The following is a 13,965-nucleotide window of genomic DNA, read 5'->3' as shown; positions in this document are numbered from 1 at the left end:
CCCCGCGCAAAGCCCCCCTTTACGCCTGAACCGGCGCCGCTCTCGCGGATGTGGCTGGGCGCTCTCGTGGTTCCTCAATTATTGGTGGCGGCCGTCGTCGCTTTCCAGCTGCCCAGCAACTGCAGTCGCTCCGCTGTCTCCGAACCCGGCTGCGGGGTGTAGACCAGGAGGGTCTGGGGGGTGTCCGACTGGATGGTCAGGGTTTCGTAGGGGAACGTCAGCAGGCCTGCCACCGGGTGGTTGACGCGCTTCGCGCCGTAGGCGCACTCGCGGACCGGGTGGTCTGCCCACAGGCGGCGGAAGTGGTCGCTCTTGAGGGAGAGTTCGCCCACCAGTGAGGTGAGACGGCGGTCGTTCTGGTGATGGCCCGCCAGCATGCGCAGGTGGGCGACGCACTGGACGGCCACCGCGGGCCACTCCGGGTAGAAGTCGCGGGCCGCGGGGTCGAGGAAGATGTGCCGCGGGATGCTGCGGGCGTCCGGCGTGGCGCTGCCGTAGCCGAAGATCGCGTCGGCCAGTGCGTTCCAGGCCAGGACGTCCATCCGGGCGTCCAGGACGAACGCCGGGGTGCGCTCCATGCTGTCGAGCAGCAACTGCACGCCCGGGCGCACGCGGGGCGCTGACGGGCGCGCGGACGGCTTGCGGGGGCGGGCGACGGCGTGCAGGTAGGCGTGTTCCGTCTCGTCCAGGCGCAGGACGCGCGCTACGGCGTCCAGCACCGTGTCGCTGACGCTCGGGCCCCTGCCCTGTTCCAGGCGGATGTAGTAGTCGACGCTCACTCCGGCGAGCTGCGCCACCTCCTCGCGCCGCAGACCCGGCACACGCCGGCGTCCGTACGAGGGCAGTCCGACCTCCTCGGGCCGGATGCGGGCACGGCGCGAGCGCAGGAAGTCTCCGAGATCCCCGTCCATGGGGTCGATCGTAGGGGAGCGCGGCGCTCGCAACCTGGTACTGGCAGACCCAGGAAAAGCGCATCCCTGGGTAGCGGGGGCGGGGGAGATGAGAGTGGTGCGGGTCGCAGGCCGGGGAGTCGCCCCGGCTCACCTTCACCACTTCCCAGGAGCCATCCATGTCCTACGAGAACCAGTACGGGAACCAGTACGCGGGCCTTGCCGGGCGGACCGCCGTCGTCACCGGGGCCGCCAGTGGGATCGGGGAGGCCGTGGCCGTGCTGCTCGCCGCCTCGGGGGCCCGGGTCGCGCTGCTGGCCCGGCGCGGGGACCGGCTGGAGGCGGTCGTCGAGAAGATCCGCGCCGACGGGGGCGAGGCCCTCGCGGTCGTCGCCGACGTGACCGACGGCGCGTCGGTGGACGCGGCGGCCGCCCGGATCCGCGCCGCCTACGGGAACGTCGACCTCGTCGTCAACAACGCCGGCGTGATGCTGGCGAACCCGGTCGACGACGGCCGGATCGACGAGTGGCAGCGGATGATCGACACCAACGTCACCGGAGTGCTGCGGGTGATCCGCGCCTTCACCGGGGACCTGCTGGGCGCCGCCGCCGAAGGGCACGCCGCCGACCTGGTGAACGTCTCGTCCGTCGGCGCGCACCTCACGCTCCCGCACTTCGCGGTGTACAGCGCGACCAAGGCGGCGCTCACCCACCTCTCCCAGTCCCTGCGCACCGAGTTCGGGCCCCGGGACGTGCGGGTCACCAACGTCGAGCCGGGGCTGACGGAGACCGAGCTGGCGACGCACCTCGACAACGCCGAGCTGACCGGACGACTGGACGGCATGTTCGCCGAGTTAGGCGTGCTGTCCGCGGCCGAGATCGCCGACGTCGTCGCCTACGCCACCAGCCGCCCCCGGCACGTCAACCTGCGGCAGATCATGGTGCTGCCGACCCGGCAGGCGTGAGGCCGAGCCCTTTCCGGGGCGGTCGGTCGGACAGCCCGGTGAGTCGGTGGGCCGGTCAGTCTTTCCAGTCGTCGGCCTTGGCGGTGGGGCGGCTGCGTCTGGCGGTGAACAGCTCGGGGTTGGTGCGGGCGGCCTGGACGCAGTTCACGCCGACGATGCCGACCCAGGTGACGAGCACGCCCGAGAAGTCGGCGAACGCGCCGCCGATCGCCGACAGCGGGATCGCCAGGATCAGCGAGACGATGGCGAAGCCGAAGCGGTCGCCCCAGGAGTCGGTGGGCCTGGGGCCGCGAGTGCCCCGAGCCGTCACCGTCTGCTGCTCGGCGAACTGCCGCCGCACCCGCCGCTCCACCGCGCCGTCGATCCGCTGGTCGACCTTCTCCAGGAACGAGTCCACGAGCGCGGACTCGTACTCCTCGCCCAGCTCCCTGCGGGTCTGCAGGGTGGCGTCGAGTTCTTTCTTCAGGTCCGTGTCCGTGTCCCGCGCGTCCATGGCCGTCTCCCATCCCGTCATGGACACCAAGGCTAGGGAGCGGGGGCCCCCGCCGCACTGGGGACAGCCCCCCTGTATGTGTGGGGGCGGGGGCCTATTTCGCCAGTCCGTGCTGCTTCGCGTACGTGTTCGCCACGTCCTCCGGGTCCTTCTTGTCCTTGTCCACCTGGCGGTTGAGCTCGGTGAGCTGCTCGGTGGTGAGGATGTTGCCGAGCTTCGCGAGGGCCTTGCGGACGGTGGAGTCGGCCCTGCGGTCGGCGATGAGCGGGACGATGTGCTGGCCCGGGACGAGGTTCTTGGGGTCGGCGAGGACCACCCAGCCGTTGTCCAGGATGTCGGTGTCGGTGGTGAAGAGGTTCGCCACGTCCACGTCGCCCTTCTTCAGCGCGGCCTTGACCAGCGGACCGGAGGAGTCGAGGGACTTGAACTCCTTGAACTCGACGCCGTAGACGTCCTTGAGGCCGACCACGCCGACGCGGCGCGTCTTGACCTCGGGGGCGGCGCCGATGACCAGCTTGCCGTTGAGTTTCGCGAGGTCGGCGAGGGAGGTCAGGCCGTATTTCTTCGCCGTCTCCCGGGTGACCGCGAAGGCGTCCGCGTCCTCGGCCATGCCGTACGACAGGACCTGGAGGCCGGCGGGCAGGGCGATGGTGAGGTCGTTCTGCATCTCGCCCTCCTCCGTCGCCGCCGCCTTGGGGTCGAGGTAGGTGAGGAGTGCGCCCTGGTACTCGGGCAGGAGGTCGATGTCACCGCTCTTGAGGGCGGGGAAGACGATCTCGCGGGTGCCGAGGTTGGGGCGGACCTTCACCTTCACGCCGGCCGCTTCGAGGACGGCCGCGTAGAGGTAGCCCAGCACCTGGTTCTCGGTGAAGTTGGCGGTGCCGATGGTGACCCCGTCCTTGCTGGAGCCACCCCCTCCGGCGGCGGTGCCCTCGTTGTCGAGGGAGGTGATGCCGCTCGCGCAGGCGGTCAGGGCAGGGACGGTCGCGGCCGCGAACAGGCCGCCGAGGATCGTGCGTCGGTTCATTTCGCTGTTCCCTAGGCGGTCTGTGCGGGGCGGATGGGGGTCCCCCCGCTCGAGCGAAGCCGAGAGTGGGGGAGGAAGAGGAGGCGCTGCAGGCCGGAGAGCGCCAGGTCCAGGGCGATGGCGACGGCGGCGACCAGGGCCGCGCCGCCGAGCACCTGGACGAGGTCGCGCTGGGCGAGGCCGTCGAAGACGTAGCGGCCGAGGCCGCCGAAGGAGACGTACGCGGCGATCGTGGCCGTGGCGACGACCTGGATCAGCGCGAGCCGCAGGCCCGTCATGATCAGGGGCAGCGCGAGGGGCAGCTCGACCTGGAACAGGACCTGGTGGCCGCGCATGCCCTGGCCGCGCGCCGCGTCCTTCACGTCCGGGTCGACGGCCGTCATGCCCGCGTAGGTGTTGGTGACGATCGACGGGACCGCGAGGGCGACGAGCGCGACGTAGACCGGCAGCATCGACAGGCCGCCGGCCAGGAAGACCAGCACCACCAGGCCGACGGTGGGCAGCGCCCGGCCGAAGGAGGCCAGGTTGATCGCGATGAACGCGCCCTTGCCGGTGTGGCCGATCAGCAGCCCGAGGGGGAGGCCGATCGCGGCCGCGATGAGGGTCGCCAGCAGCGAGTACTGGAGGTGTTCGGCGAGGCGGTGGGCGATGCCGTCCGGGCCGGCCCACTGGGCGCCGCTGGTCAGCCAGCCGCCGAGGTTCTTGAACAGTTCGAACATCAGGCTCGCCGCCTCTTCCACGGGGTCAGGACGTACTGGACGCCGACCAGGGCCGCGTCCGCGACGACCGCGAGGAGGATCGTGAGGACCACGCCCGCGATCACCGGGGTCGGGAAGTCGCGCTGGAAGCCGTCGGTGAAGAGCTGGCCGAGGCCGCCGTCGCCGATGTAGGTGGCGACGGAGACCAGGGAGATCGACATGACCGTCGCGATCCGCACGCCCGCCATGATCACGGGGAGCGCGAGCGGCAGCTCGACGGTGAGGAGCGTGCGCAGGGGGCGCGTGCCCATCGCCTTGGCCGCCTCCTTGGTCTTCGCGGGCACCGAGTCGAGGCCCTCGACCGTGTTCCGCAGCAGCACGACCAGGGTGTAGACGGTCAGGCCGATGACGGTCGTGGTGCGGGTCAGGCCGCTGATCGGCAGCAGCAGTACGAAGATCGCGATCGACGGGATCGTGAAGAGCACGTTCGACAGGCCGAGCAGGAAGCCGCGCAGGGGGCGGACCCGGTGGGCGATCACCGCGAGCGGGAGGCTGATCAGCAGCCCGAGGAGGACGGCGGTGAGGGCGGCCTGGAGATGGGAGATCGTGAGGGTGGTCAGGTCGTCGGTGTGGCCGGATATCCAGGACCAGTCGATGGTCATGCGGCCACCCCGGCGTCGGTGTGGGCCCGTGCCTCGGTGTGCGCCTGGCCGGCGTGGGTGTGGATGTCGTCGCGGGAGGTGACGCCGGTGAGGACGCCGTCGGCGTCGACGCGGACGACCAGTCCGGTGGGGGAGGCGACCGACTCGTCGAGCGCCGCGAGGAGCGAGTCGGTGTCCTTGAGGGGGCGGACGGGGACGTCGGCGCCCTGGGACGGGGATGTCCAGCGCAGCGGCCTGCGGGCCTCGTCGAGCGTCAGGGTCCAGGCGCCGCCCTCGGGGGCCGGGCCCTGCGGGACGGCCGCGAGGGTCTTCAGCGAGAGCAGCTTCAGACCGCGCTCGGCACCGAGGAAGTCGGCCACGAAGTCGTCGGCGGGGCGGGCGAGGAGCTCGGCGGGCGCCGCGCACTGCACCAGGTGGCCGCCGGTGCGGAACACGGCGATCTGGTCACCCAGCCGGACGGCCTCGTCGATGTCGTGCGTGACGAAGACGATGGTCTTGTTCAACTCCTTCTGGAGCCTGAGCAGTTCGTCCTGGAGCTGGGTGCGCACCACCGGGTCGACCGCGCCGAACGGCTCGTCCATCAGGAGCACCGGCGGGTCGGCGGCGAGCGCGCGGGCCACGCCGACGCGCTGCTGCTGGCCGCCGGAGAGCTGGTGCGGGTAGCGCTTGCCGGAGTCGGCGGACAGGCCGACGGTCTCCAGCAGCTCGGCGGCGCGGGCACGGGCCCTGCGGCGGCCGTGGCCCAGCAGCAGCGGCACGGTGGCGATGTTGTCGAGCACCGTGCGGTGCGGGAAGAGGCCCGACTGCTGGATGACGTACCCGATGGAGCGGCGCAGCTCGGCCGCGTCCTGGCGGGTGACGTCCTTGCCGCCGACCTGGATGGTGCCGGAGGTCGGGTCGACCATCCGGTTGATCATCCGCAGGGTGGTCGTCTTGCCGCAACCGGAGGAACCGACCAGCACGGTCACGCCGCCCTCCGGCATCCGGAGGGAGAGATCGTGGACTGCCGTCGTGCCGTTGGGGAAGCGCTTGTGGACCGCGTCGAACTGGATCATGAGTTGTCCCTTGCCCGGCTGTATAACGTCATGCAGAGTTCTCTGTAGATGAATAACTTGTCAACGGTCCGGTGTTAATCCGACGTAACGGATGACCGGCAGGCAAGATCAGGTGTCCGGATTGAGGGGAGTTTGTGGCCTTATGTCATCTCGGATCGTGGACGCCATTCCCGGGGCCGGCCCCGGTCTCGTCGTCCTCGACGGGATCGCCCTCGGCGTCGCGGACGTCGCGCGCCTCGCCGACGGGACCGCCCGCCCGGTCCCCGGCACCGACGCGACCAAGCGGATGACCGAGACCTGGGACGCCGCCCGCCAGATCGCCGCCACCGGCCGCGTCTACGGCCGCTCCACCGGCGTCGGCGCCAACCGGAACGAGGACGTGCCCACCGACGCCGCCGCCGAGCACGGACTGCGCCTGCTGCGCAGCCACGCCGGCGCCATCGGCGAGGAACTGCCCGCCCGGCAGGTCCGCGCGATGCTCGCGGTCCGCGCCAACCAGTTGCTCGCCGGCGGCGCGGGGCTGCGGCCCAGCGTCGTCACCGCGCTGTGCGAGGCGCTGGAGAGCGGCGCCCATCCGGTCGTCAACGAGTTCGGCTCGGTCGGAACGGGCGACCTGGCGGCGCTGGCGCAGGTCGGGCTCGCGCTGGTGGGGGAGCACCCCTGGCGCGGCACGGGAGCGCCCGAGCCGCAGCAGCTCGACAACAACGACGCCCTCGCGCTCATCAGCAGCAACGCCCTCACCCTCGGCCAGGCCGCCCTCGCCCTGCACGAACTGCGCGGGCTGCTGGAGGCCACCCAGGTCGTCGGCGCGCTCTCCCTGCTCGCCGTCGACGGCTCGCACGAGGCGTACGCCGCCCCCGTGCACGCCGCCCGCCCGCACCGCGGCTCCGCCGAAGTCGCCCGCCGCATGCGGGAGTTGATCGGCGCCGAGGACCGGCCGACGCCGCCCCTGGGCCGTATCCAGGACCCGTACGGATTCCGCTGCCTGCCCCAGATCCACGGCCCCGCGCACGACGCCGCCGACGCGCTGGAGGAGGTGATCGCCATCGAGATCAACGCGGCCGCCGAGAACCCCCTCATCTGCCCCGAGGACATGGCCGCCTACCACCACGGCGGCTTCTACCAGGCCCAACTCGCCCTCGCCCTGGACCACTTCAGGCTGGCCCTGACCCAGGTGGCCCGGCTGTCCACGTCCCGCCTGTCGACCATGAACGAGCCCGCCTACACCCGGCTGCGCCCCTTCCTCGCCGACCCCGAGCCCGCCTCCTCCGGCGTGATGATCCTCGAATACGCCGCCGCTGCCGCCCTCGGGGACCTGCGGGCCTTCTCCGCGCCCGCCTCGCTGGGCCACGCTGTACTCTCCCGGGGCGTCGAGGAACAGGCCAGTTTCGCTTCGCTCGCCGCCCGGCAGACACTGCGCGCCTGCGCCGCGTACCGTCTCGTCGTCGGCTGCGAACTCGTCGCCGCCGTACGGGCGCTGCGCCAGCGCGAGCTGCGGCCCGAACCGGGACTGCCGGCCTGGGACGCGCTGGAACTGGCCGAGGCGGAGCTCGACGCGGAACAGGCCGACCGCCCGCTCACCGGCGACGTGAACGCGGCGGCCGGACTGCTGGACCGGTTCACGGACATCTGGAGGGGAACGGGGAATGAGCGCGGACACGGAGATCGGTGAGGGCGTGCGGGGTGCGGGGGCGCCGGGGGCTGCTGGGGCAGCTGTGCCGGGTGCGGGGGTACGGGGGGCGGATGTGTCTGGCGCTGGAGCGTCTGGTGCGTCTGGTGCGGATGTGTCCGGTGTGGGGGCTGGCGTGGGGGCTGGCGTGGGGGACAGTCCCTCTGCTCGGTTGCAGGCGCTGTTCGAGGGGCATCGGCTGACGCCGACTCAGCGGCGTATCGCGCACAGCATGGTGCGGCGCGCCGCCGACGTGCCGTTCCTCTCCAGCGTGGAGCTGGCCGAACTCGCCGGGGTCAGCCAGCCGTCCGTGACCCGCTTCGCGGTCGCCCTCGGCTTCGACGGCTACCCCGCCCTGCGCAAGCACCTGCGCGAGGTCGCGCCCGCCGAACAGCCGGCCGGCTCGGCCGCGCACAACGAGTACCAGCAGGCCGTCGAGGCCGAGATCGAGAACCTGAAGCACCTCGCCGAGCTGCTCGCCGACCCCCGGCCCGTGCAGCGGGCGGGCCGGCTGCTGGCCGCCTCGCGTCCGCTCCCCGTGTTCGGCCTGCGCGCCGCCGCCTCCCAGGCGTACGGCTTCGCCTACTTCGCCGCCAAGGTCCACCCCGACGTACGGCTGCTGAACGAGGGCGGCACGATGGTCCACGACCGGATCGACGCCGCCGTACGGGCGGGCGCCTCGGCGCTGCTCTGCTTCGCGCTGCCCCGGTATCCGCGCGAGGTCGTCGACACCCTCGGCTACGCCAGGGAGGCCGGGCTGAGCGTGGTGACGGTCGCCGACTCCGCGTTCGCGCCGGTCGCCAAGGTCTCCGACCTGCTGCTGCCGGCCGCCGTCGGCACCGGGCTCGCCTTCGACACGGCGTGCGCGCCGATGCTGCTCGGGCGGGTGCTGCTGGAGGCGATGTGCGACGACCTGCCGGACGCGCAGGCCCGGCTGGAGGAGTTCGACGCGCGGGCGGCGGCCCGGGGGCTGTTCGTGGAGTAGGTCTGTTCGTGCAGTACGTCTGAGCGTGGAGTGGGCTTGTTCGTGGAGCAGGCCCGCTCTCATGCTTGTCTCACGTTCGCTCATTACGCTGGCCGCTCACGAGGCTGTGCCGGAGTGACCAGGAGGCGGACGTGGCACGCGGAGGACAGGGGCTGGCGCGGGTGGCCGTCGTCGTACGGGCCGGGGCCGCGCCGTTGTGGTGGTGCGGGGTGTTCGCGGCGGGGGTCGGGGTGCTGGTGCCCGGACTCACGGGGCGGCGGATCGGGGTCCTCGCCGGGGCCGCGCTGTTCGTCGTGGCCGTCGCCGCGGTGGCGTGGCGCGACCGACGGCGCTACCGGGAACTCGGGCACGGCGCCGCCCGGGCCGGCAAACACGATGTGCTCCAGGACCGGGCGGTGACCGTCCGCACCTGGCGGCGCGGCCACCGCTGGTGGCTGCTCCTCGCCTTCCTGGCCGCGCTGGGCAGCGCCTTCGCGGTGCCCGCGGCCGGCGGCATGCTGCTCGCCGGCTACGGGACCGGGCTGCGGCTGAAGGCCGCCTGGCTCGGGCGGCGCGAGCGGGACGAGGACGCGCTGCTGTGGGTGCGCGTCGACTGGCTGGACCGGCGCGGCGGACGCCCGTCCGGCAAGGCCGTCAAGGCGTACCGCAGCACCGGCATCGCGGCGGGCGACGCGGCCCCGGGCGGAGCGCGCCGCCACAGCGCGGCGCTGGTCTGACCGGTCCTGCGGGGTTCTGGACCAGTTCCAGACCTGGTCCAGACCTGTTCTAGACCTCCAGGTCCTCCTCGATCCGCTTCAGCTGGTGGCGGGCCATCGCCAGGTTGGCCCGCTTCGCGTCCAGCACGAGGTAGAGGAAGAGCCCGTTGCCGCCGCGGCCGCTGATCAGCCGCAGCAGGTGGTACTGGTCGGACAGGGTGATCAGGATGTCCTCGATCTCGGCCTTCAGCCCGAGGTGCTCCATGGTGCGCATCTTGGCGCGCACCACGTCGGTGTTGCCGGCGGCGGCGACGTTCAGGTCGAAGCCCTTGCTGCCGCCCATCGTGCCCAGCGCCATGCCGCTGGTGTAGTCGACGAGCGCGACTCCGGTCGCGCCCTCGATGGAGGCCAGCGCCTCTTTCAGGGTGGTTTCGGTATTGGCCATGACTGTGCTCCTCGGTTCCTGTCAGCTTTCCGTGGTGGTGCGCGCGTTGGTGGTGGCCGGGCCGCGCGCCGATCTGGTCCGTACGGTGGGTGTCTTGGCGGGCGTCCGCACGGGCGCCTTCGCGTTCGCGGGTGTCCTCGCCGGCGGTTTGGCGGGGGCGGTCCGCGCCTCCCGCGCCTTCGCCTCCAGCGCGTCGACCAGCTCCCCGATCCGGGCGCCGGCCCGGCGGCCCTCCAGGTGGAGCCGGCCGACGTTGACGCGGTCCTGCGCGAGCAGGGTGAGTACGGCGCTCTCGCCGGCCGCGTACGTCGCGACGTAGCCGTACCGGCCGCGCACCAGCAGCTCGCGGAAGTCGCCCTGGCCGGTCGTGTCCGCCATCCGCACCGCGACGCCGAGGGCGGCGGCGGTCAGCGCGGCCACCACCTCCGGCTCCACACCGGGTGTGTCGTGGGCGAGGACGAGACCGTCCACGCCCGCCGCGAGCGCGCCGGTCAACTGCGGCACCCGGGCCCGCAGTCGCCGGAGTTCGTCGAGGATCTCGGGCTCGGACGCCATCAGCTCGCTCCTTTCGGCGCGCGGTCGCTGCCGTTCAAAGGGCCTCCAGCGCATCCCTGAGCCTCTTCAGCAGGGTGATGTCGGGGTCGTTGACGCGGGGCAGGGTGATGCCCGGCGGGGGGTCGGGGACGGGGACGGGGTTGGTGGCGGGGTTGGTGGCGGTGACGGTGGGGAGTGCGGGATGGGGACGGGGGTGGGCAGAAGGGTCGGTGTTGGGGTGGACATGGGCGTGGGGATGAAGGTGGGGCTCTTGATGGGATGGGGACGGGGATGGGGATTGGGCCGGGGACTGGGCCGGGGACTGGGGATAGGCCTGGGGAGGATAGGCCTGGGCCTGGGCCTGGGGGTGGAGATGGGGTGCCGTCGGTGAGTGAGGCGGGTGGGGTGGGTGGTGAGGGCGGGGTGGCGGGAAGAGGGCGGTGAGCAGGCCCGCCGCCGCCAGACGCCGGACGTCCACCAGGGTGTGGAAGGCCTGCCGCCCCAGCTCGCGGGCTATGTCCGTCGCGGTGCGCACGCCGTCCACCAGGGCCAGTACCGCGCTCTGCCGGGCGGTCGGCGCCGGCGCGGCGACGGTCTCGGCCCGCCGCAACGGCGCCCCGTCGGTCAACGGGTCCGGCCACAGCCGGTGCAGCAGCGCACGGCGGCGCAGCGTCTCGCGCTCGACCACGTCGACCTGGACCGGTCTGAGGGTGCCGAGCCAGTGCCCGGCGCCGTACCGGAAGTGGCCCGGGGTGCTGCTGGGGGTGAGCGCGAAGTACGCCGCGTCGAACACCGCCTCCAGGTGGCACAGTTCCAGCGCCCCGCGCGGGACCCGGCCCGCGTCGAGCAGCAGCCGGGCGGCGCCGTACTCCTCGTCGGCCCGGTCCACCGCGTCCTGCCAGACGGCCGGGGCGAGCGTGCCGTGGGCCAGGAGCAGGACGTCGAGGCCGGGGGCGAGGGGGCTCTCCGCGTGCACCACGCGGCCCTCGGCGAGGTAGAGCGAGCCGCGCTCGCGCTCCAGGACACCGGTCGCCCGCTCGGCCGCCAGCCGGGTCAGCATCGGCGACAGTCCGCCGCCGCGCTCCCGGGCCGCCGACTTCTCCCGCACCGGCAGCCGGGGCGGCGGGGTGGTGCCGGGCGGGGTCGTTCTCACCGCGGTCATCCCAGCACCAGCCGTTCGGCCATCTCACCGAGCCGGATCCGGGCCAGCGCGAGATTGCCGTCCGGCCGGGCCAGCCACACGTGCAGGAACACGCTGCTGTCGAAGGACGTCGGCACGAAGCGGAGCACGTGGTAGCTGTCCCGGTTGCTGATGATCAGGTCTTCGAGGGGAGGATCGGCTAGACCGAGGTCGGGGCCGGGGCCGGGGCTGGGCCCGGGGCCGGGCGTGGGAATGGGGGTGGGACCAGGACCGGGGCCGGCCCCGTGTCCGGCGCCCTCCCCACCCCCACCCCCGTCCCCCTCGCCCCCCACGGCTTGCCCATCCCGCAGGACCCGCCCGTCCCCCTCGTCGCCGTGGGTGGCATGGCCGTCGGGTGTGAAGGACCGTTGCTCCGCCGTGAGGCGGGCGACCTCCGCGGCCTCGGCGGCAGCCGCCTCGTGGTCGCCGCCGGGGAACTCCCCGACCGAGCCCAGGGCCAGCCCGCTCGTCCAGTCGACCAGGGCCGCGCCCCGGGCACCGGGCAGCCGCATGGCCTCCAGTAGACACTCGTCGATTCCGGGCACCGTTGGCTCCCCTCCTGCCTGCGGTTCGGCTGAGTGATGGAGACGCTACGCAACGTATGTGTGAGGGGTGAGTCTTCTGGCATTTTCCAGCGGAACATGCGGCCGGGTCACTAACGTGGGTCGGCTGACCCCGTTCTCATCGGCCCCCCCATCGGCTCCCATCAACCTCTTGCGCACCTGTGCGCGTCAACGGCGCGCGCGTCCGTCCGGGGTGGTGAGCGCGGCGGCGCGCGCCCTCCCTCTCTGTGGCGCGCGCCCTCCCCTGCCCGCGGCGCGCACCCTCCCTTCTCCTGCTGTGTCTCCCGTCTTCGGCCCCCGCCCTATTGACTAGCTCTATTCAGCGGGCCAGGATGTGAATAACAACAGCAACACCCGCCGGGATCACCCATCCGCAAGGAGGCAGACCATGTCAGGACCCCGCCCCGTACGAGCGTCGCGCGGTACGGAACTGAGCGCCCTGGGATGGCAGCAGGAGGCCGCCCTGCGGATGCTGCAGAACAACCTCGACCCCGAGGTGGCCGAACACCCCGACAAGCTCGTCGTCTACGGCGGCACGGGCAAGGCGGCCCGTGACTGGCGCTCGTACGACGCCATGGTGCGCACGCTGCGCACCCTGAAGCAGGACGAGACGATGCTCGTCCAGTCCGGCCGGCCGGTCGGCGTCATGCAGACCCACGAGTGGGCCCCGCGCGTCCTCATCGCCAACTCCAACCTCGTCGGCGACTGGGCCAACTGGGAGGAGTTCCGCAGGCTGGAGCAGCTCGGCCTGACGATGTACGGCCAGATGACCGCCGGTTCCTGGATCTACATCGGCACCCAGGGCATCCTCCAGGGCACCTACGAGACCTTCGCCGCCGTCGCCGCGAAGAAGTTCGACGGCACCCTCGCGGGCACGATCACCCTCACCGCCGGCCTCGGCGGCATGGGCGGCGCCCAGCCCCTCGCGGTGACGATGAACGACGGCGTCGCGATCTGCATCGACGTCGACCCGCGCGCCATCGAGCGCCGTATCGAGCACCGCTACCTCGACGTGAAGGCCGACTCCCTGGAGCACGCCCTCCAGCTCGCCGTCGAGGCCCGTGACGCCCGCCGCCCGCTCTCCATCGGCCTGCTGGGCAACGCCGCCGAACTGCTCCCGCGCATGCTCGCCGAGAGCGCCCCCATCGACATCGTGACCGACCAGACCTCGGCCCACGACCCGCTGGCCTACCTCCCCGTCGGCGTCGACTTCGACGACATGGCCGACGCGGCCGCCAAGGACCCGGCGGGCTTCACCACCCGCGCCCGTGAGTCCATGGCCCGGCACGTCGAGGCGATGGTCGGCTTCATGGACGCCGGCGCCGAGGTCTTCGACTACGGCAACTCCATCCGCGGCGAGGCCCAACTCGCCGGGTACGACCGGGCGTTCGCGTTCCCCGGCTTCGTACCGGCCTACATCCGCCCGCTGTTCTGCGAGGGCAAGGGCCCCTTCCGCTGGGCCGCCCTGTCCGGCGAGGCCTCCGACATCGCCAAGACCGACAAGGCGATCCTCGACCTCTTCCCGGAGAACGAATCCCTGCACCGCTGGATGAAGATGGCCGGCGAGCGGGTCCACTTCCAGGGCCTGCCCGCCCGGATCTGCTGGCTCGGCTACGGCGAGCGCGACAAGGCCGGCGAGCGGTTCAACGACATGGTGGCGAGCGGTGAGCTGGCCGCGCCGCTGGCCATCGGCCGCGACCACCTCGACTGCGGTTCCGTCGCCTCCCCGTACCGCGAGACCGAGGCCATGCTCGACGGCTCCGACGCGATCGCCGACTGGCCGCTGCTGAACGCCATGGTGAACGTGGCGTCGGGTGCCTCCTGGGTGTCGATCCACCACGGCGGCGGCGTCGGCATGGGCCGCTCCATCCACGCCGGCCAGGTGTCCGTGGCGGACGGCACGAAGCTCGCCGGCGAGAAGATCCGCCGGGTCCTGACCAACGACCCCGGCATGGGCGTCATCCGGCACGTGGACGCGGGCTACGACATCGCCGAGTCGGTCGCCGACGAGCGGGGCGTCCGGGTGCCGATGCGCGAGGGTGACGACGCGTGACCCTTCCGGGAGACGAGCGGCACGGCAACTCTTCGGCGGGGGCGGATGTCT

15 protein-coding genes are annotated in these 13,965 nt (G+C 72.4%); 5 read left to right on the top strand and 10 right to left on the bottom strand.

Features of this window, described 5'->3' with window-relative positions; translation table 11 throughout:
• Positions 1 to 74: 74 nt before the first annotated feature.
• The gene (locus tag OG352_RS17370; RefSeq protein ID WP_329217973.1) at positions 75 to 911 is read right to left on the bottom strand and encodes a helix-turn-helix transcriptional regulator; all 837 of its coding nucleotides are present in this window, start codon (positions 909 to 911) and stop codon (positions 75 to 77) included.
• Between the two features lie 158 nt (positions 912 to 1,069).
• Between OG352_RS17370 and OG352_RS17365 the strand changes: the two genes are divergently transcribed.
• Positions 1,070 to 1,855 carry an SDR family oxidoreductase gene (locus OG352_RS17365; RefSeq protein ID WP_329217972.1) on the top strand — a complete coding sequence of 262 codons (786 nt, stop codon included), beginning with the start codon at positions 1,070 to 1,072 and terminating at the stop codon, positions 1,853 to 1,855.
• A 55-nt stretch (positions 1,856 to 1,910) separates the two neighbouring features.
• On the opposite strand, the gene OG352_RS17360 is transcribed toward OG352_RS17365, so the two are convergent.
• The 5 genes from OG352_RS17360 to OG352_RS17340 form a co-directional block, all read right to left on the bottom strand.
• Entirely contained in the window at positions 1,911 to 2,348 is a 438-nt protein-coding gene (locus tag OG352_RS17360; RefSeq protein WP_329223871.1) for a hypothetical protein, read from the bottom strand.
• 94 nt (positions 2,349 to 2,442) lie between these two features.
• Positions 2,443 to 3,375 carry an ABC transporter substrate-binding protein gene (locus OG352_RS17355; RefSeq protein WP_329217971.1) on the bottom strand — a complete coding sequence of 311 codons (933 nt, stop codon included), beginning with the start codon at positions 3,373 to 3,375 and terminating at the stop codon, positions 2,443 to 2,445.
• 11 nt (positions 3,376 to 3,386) lie between these two features.
• Positions 3,387 to 4,094 (bottom strand): ABC transporter permease, encoded by a 708-nt coding sequence (locus tag OG352_RS17350; RefSeq protein ID WP_329223870.1) that lies wholly within the window; start codon positions 4,092 to 4,094, stop codon positions 3,387 to 3,389.
• On the bottom strand, positions 4,094 to 4,735 hold the full coding sequence (locus OG352_RS17345; protein WP_329217970.1) for an ABC transporter permease: 642 nt from the start codon (positions 4,733 to 4,735) through the stop codon (positions 4,094 to 4,096). The genes OG352_RS17350 and OG352_RS17345 overlap by 1 nt, the downstream gene beginning before the upstream one ends.
• Positions 4,732 to 5,790: an ABC transporter ATP-binding protein gene (locus OG352_RS17340; protein ID WP_329217969.1), complete on the bottom strand. Its 1,059-nt coding sequence runs from the start codon at positions 5,788 to 5,790 to the stop codon at positions 4,732 to 4,734. Before OG352_RS17340 ends, OG352_RS17345 begins: the two co-directional genes overlap by 4 nt.
• A 142-nt stretch (positions 5,791 to 5,932) precedes the next feature.
• Between OG352_RS17340 and OG352_RS17335 the strand changes: the two genes are divergently transcribed.
• The 3 genes from OG352_RS17335 to OG352_RS17325 all read left to right on the top strand — a co-directional run bounded on the left by OG352_RS17335 (position 5,933) and on the right by OG352_RS17325 (position 9,160).
• Complete coding sequence (locus OG352_RS17335) at positions 5,933 to 7,462, top strand: aromatic amino acid ammonia-lyase (protein WP_329217968.1); 1,530 nt, start codon at positions 5,933 to 5,935, stop codon at positions 7,460 to 7,462.
• Positions 7,437 to 8,444, top strand: coding sequence for a MurR/RpiR family transcriptional regulator (locus OG352_RS17330; RefSeq protein ID WP_329217967.1), 1,008 nt, complete (start codon positions 7,437 to 7,439; stop codon positions 8,442 to 8,444). Before OG352_RS17335 ends, OG352_RS17330 begins: the two co-directional genes overlap by 26 nt.
• A gap of 131 nt (positions 8,445 to 8,575) precedes the next feature.
• A complete protein-coding gene (locus tag OG352_RS17325; protein WP_329217966.1) occupies positions 8,576 to 9,160 on the top strand; it encodes a hypothetical protein in 585 nt (194 codons plus the stop codon).
• A gap of 49 nt (positions 9,161 to 9,209) precedes the next feature.
• Here the strand turns inward: OG352_RS17325 and OG352_RS17320 are convergent, their stop codons facing one another.
• The 4 genes from OG352_RS17320 to OG352_RS39985 are packed head-to-tail and all read right to left on the bottom strand — an operon-like array spanning position 9,210 to position 11,843.
• Positions 9,210 to 9,584, bottom strand: coding sequence for a hypothetical protein (locus tag OG352_RS17320; RefSeq protein ID WP_329217965.1), 375 nt, complete (start codon positions 9,582 to 9,584; stop codon positions 9,210 to 9,212).
• A 21-nt stretch (positions 9,585 to 9,605) separates the two neighbouring features.
• Positions 9,606 to 10,139, bottom strand: a complete 534-nt coding sequence (locus OG352_RS17315) for a roadblock/LC7 domain-containing protein (RefSeq protein ID WP_329217964.1) — start codon at positions 10,137 to 10,139, stop codon at positions 9,606 to 9,608.
• A gap of 34 nt (positions 10,140 to 10,173) precedes the next feature.
• Positions 10,174 to 11,280 (bottom strand): transcriptional regulator, encoded by a 1,107-nt coding sequence (locus OG352_RS17310; protein ID WP_329217962.1) that lies wholly within the window; start codon positions 11,278 to 11,280, stop codon positions 10,174 to 10,176.
• Complete coding sequence (locus OG352_RS39985) at positions 11,277 to 11,843, bottom strand: hypothetical protein (protein ID WP_443072293.1); 567 nt, start codon at positions 11,841 to 11,843, stop codon at positions 11,277 to 11,279. Before OG352_RS39985 ends, OG352_RS17310 begins: the two co-directional genes overlap by 4 nt.
• 406 nt (positions 11,844 to 12,249) lie before the next feature.
• Between OG352_RS39985 and hutU the strand changes: the two genes are divergently transcribed.
• On the top strand, positions 12,250 to 13,914 hold the full coding sequence (gene hutU, locus OG352_RS17295) for a urocanate hydratase (protein WP_329217960.1): 1,665 nt from the start codon (positions 12,250 to 12,252) through the stop codon (positions 13,912 to 13,914).
• Positions 13,915 to 13,965 lie beyond the last annotated feature (51 nt).

This window comes from Streptomyces sp. NBC_01485 (assembly GCF_036227125.1).
Classification (GTDB): domain Bacteria; phylum Actinomycetota; class Actinomycetes; order Streptomycetales; family Streptomycetaceae; genus Streptomyces.
This window is presented reverse-complemented; position numbering and strand designations above follow the sequence as displayed.

What these genes read in the sequence shown, in the direction of transcription:
- OG352_RS17370 (WP_329217973.1), bottom strand. Translation starts at nt 911, where the DNA reads ATGGACGGGGATCTCGGAGACTTCCTGCGCTCGCGCCGTGCCCGCATC.
- OG352_RS17365 (WP_329217972.1), top strand. Translation starts at nt 1,070, where the DNA reads ATGTCCTACGAGAACCAGTACGGGAACCAGTACGCGGGCCTTGCCGGG.
- OG352_RS17360 (WP_329223871.1), bottom strand. Translation starts at nt 2,348, where the DNA reads ATGGACGCGCGGGACACGGACACGGACCTGAAGAAAGAACTCGACGCC.
- OG352_RS17355 (WP_329217971.1), bottom strand. Translation starts at nt 3,375, where the DNA reads ATGAACCGACGCACGATCCTCGGCGGCCTGTTCGCGGCCGCGACCGTC.
- OG352_RS17350 (WP_329223870.1), bottom strand. Translation starts at nt 4,094, where the DNA reads ATGTTCGAACTGTTCAAGAACCTCGGCGGCTGGCTGACCAGCGGCGCC.
- OG352_RS17345 (WP_329217970.1), bottom strand. Translation starts at nt 4,735, where the DNA reads ATGACCATCGACTGGTCCTGGATATCCGGCCACACCGACGACCTGACC.
- OG352_RS17340 (WP_329217969.1), bottom strand. Translation starts at nt 5,790, where the DNA reads ATGATCCAGTTCGACGCGGTCCACAAGCGCTTCCCCAACGGCACGACG.
- OG352_RS17335 (WP_329217968.1), top strand. Translation starts at nt 5,933, where the DNA reads ATGTCATCTCGGATCGTGGACGCCATTCCCGGGGCCGGCCCCGGTCTC.
- OG352_RS17330 (WP_329217967.1), top strand. Translation starts at nt 7,437, where the DNA reads ATGAGCGCGGACACGGAGATCGGTGAGGGCGTGCGGGGTGCGGGGGCG.
- OG352_RS17320 (WP_329217965.1), bottom strand. Translation starts at nt 9,584, where the DNA reads ATGGCCAATACCGAAACCACCCTGAAAGAGGCGCTGGCCTCCATCGAG.
- OG352_RS17315 (WP_329217964.1), bottom strand. Translation starts at nt 10,139, where the DNA reads ATGGCGTCCGAGCCCGAGATCCTCGACGAACTCCGGCGACTGCGGGCC.
- OG352_RS17310 (WP_329217962.1), bottom strand. Translation starts at nt 11,280, where the DNA reads ATGACCGCGGTGAGAACGACCCCGCCCGGCACCACCCCGCCGCCCCGG.
- hutU (WP_329217960.1), top strand. Translation starts at nt 12,250, where the DNA reads ATGTCAGGACCCCGCCCCGTACGAGCGTCGCGCGGTACGGAACTGAGC.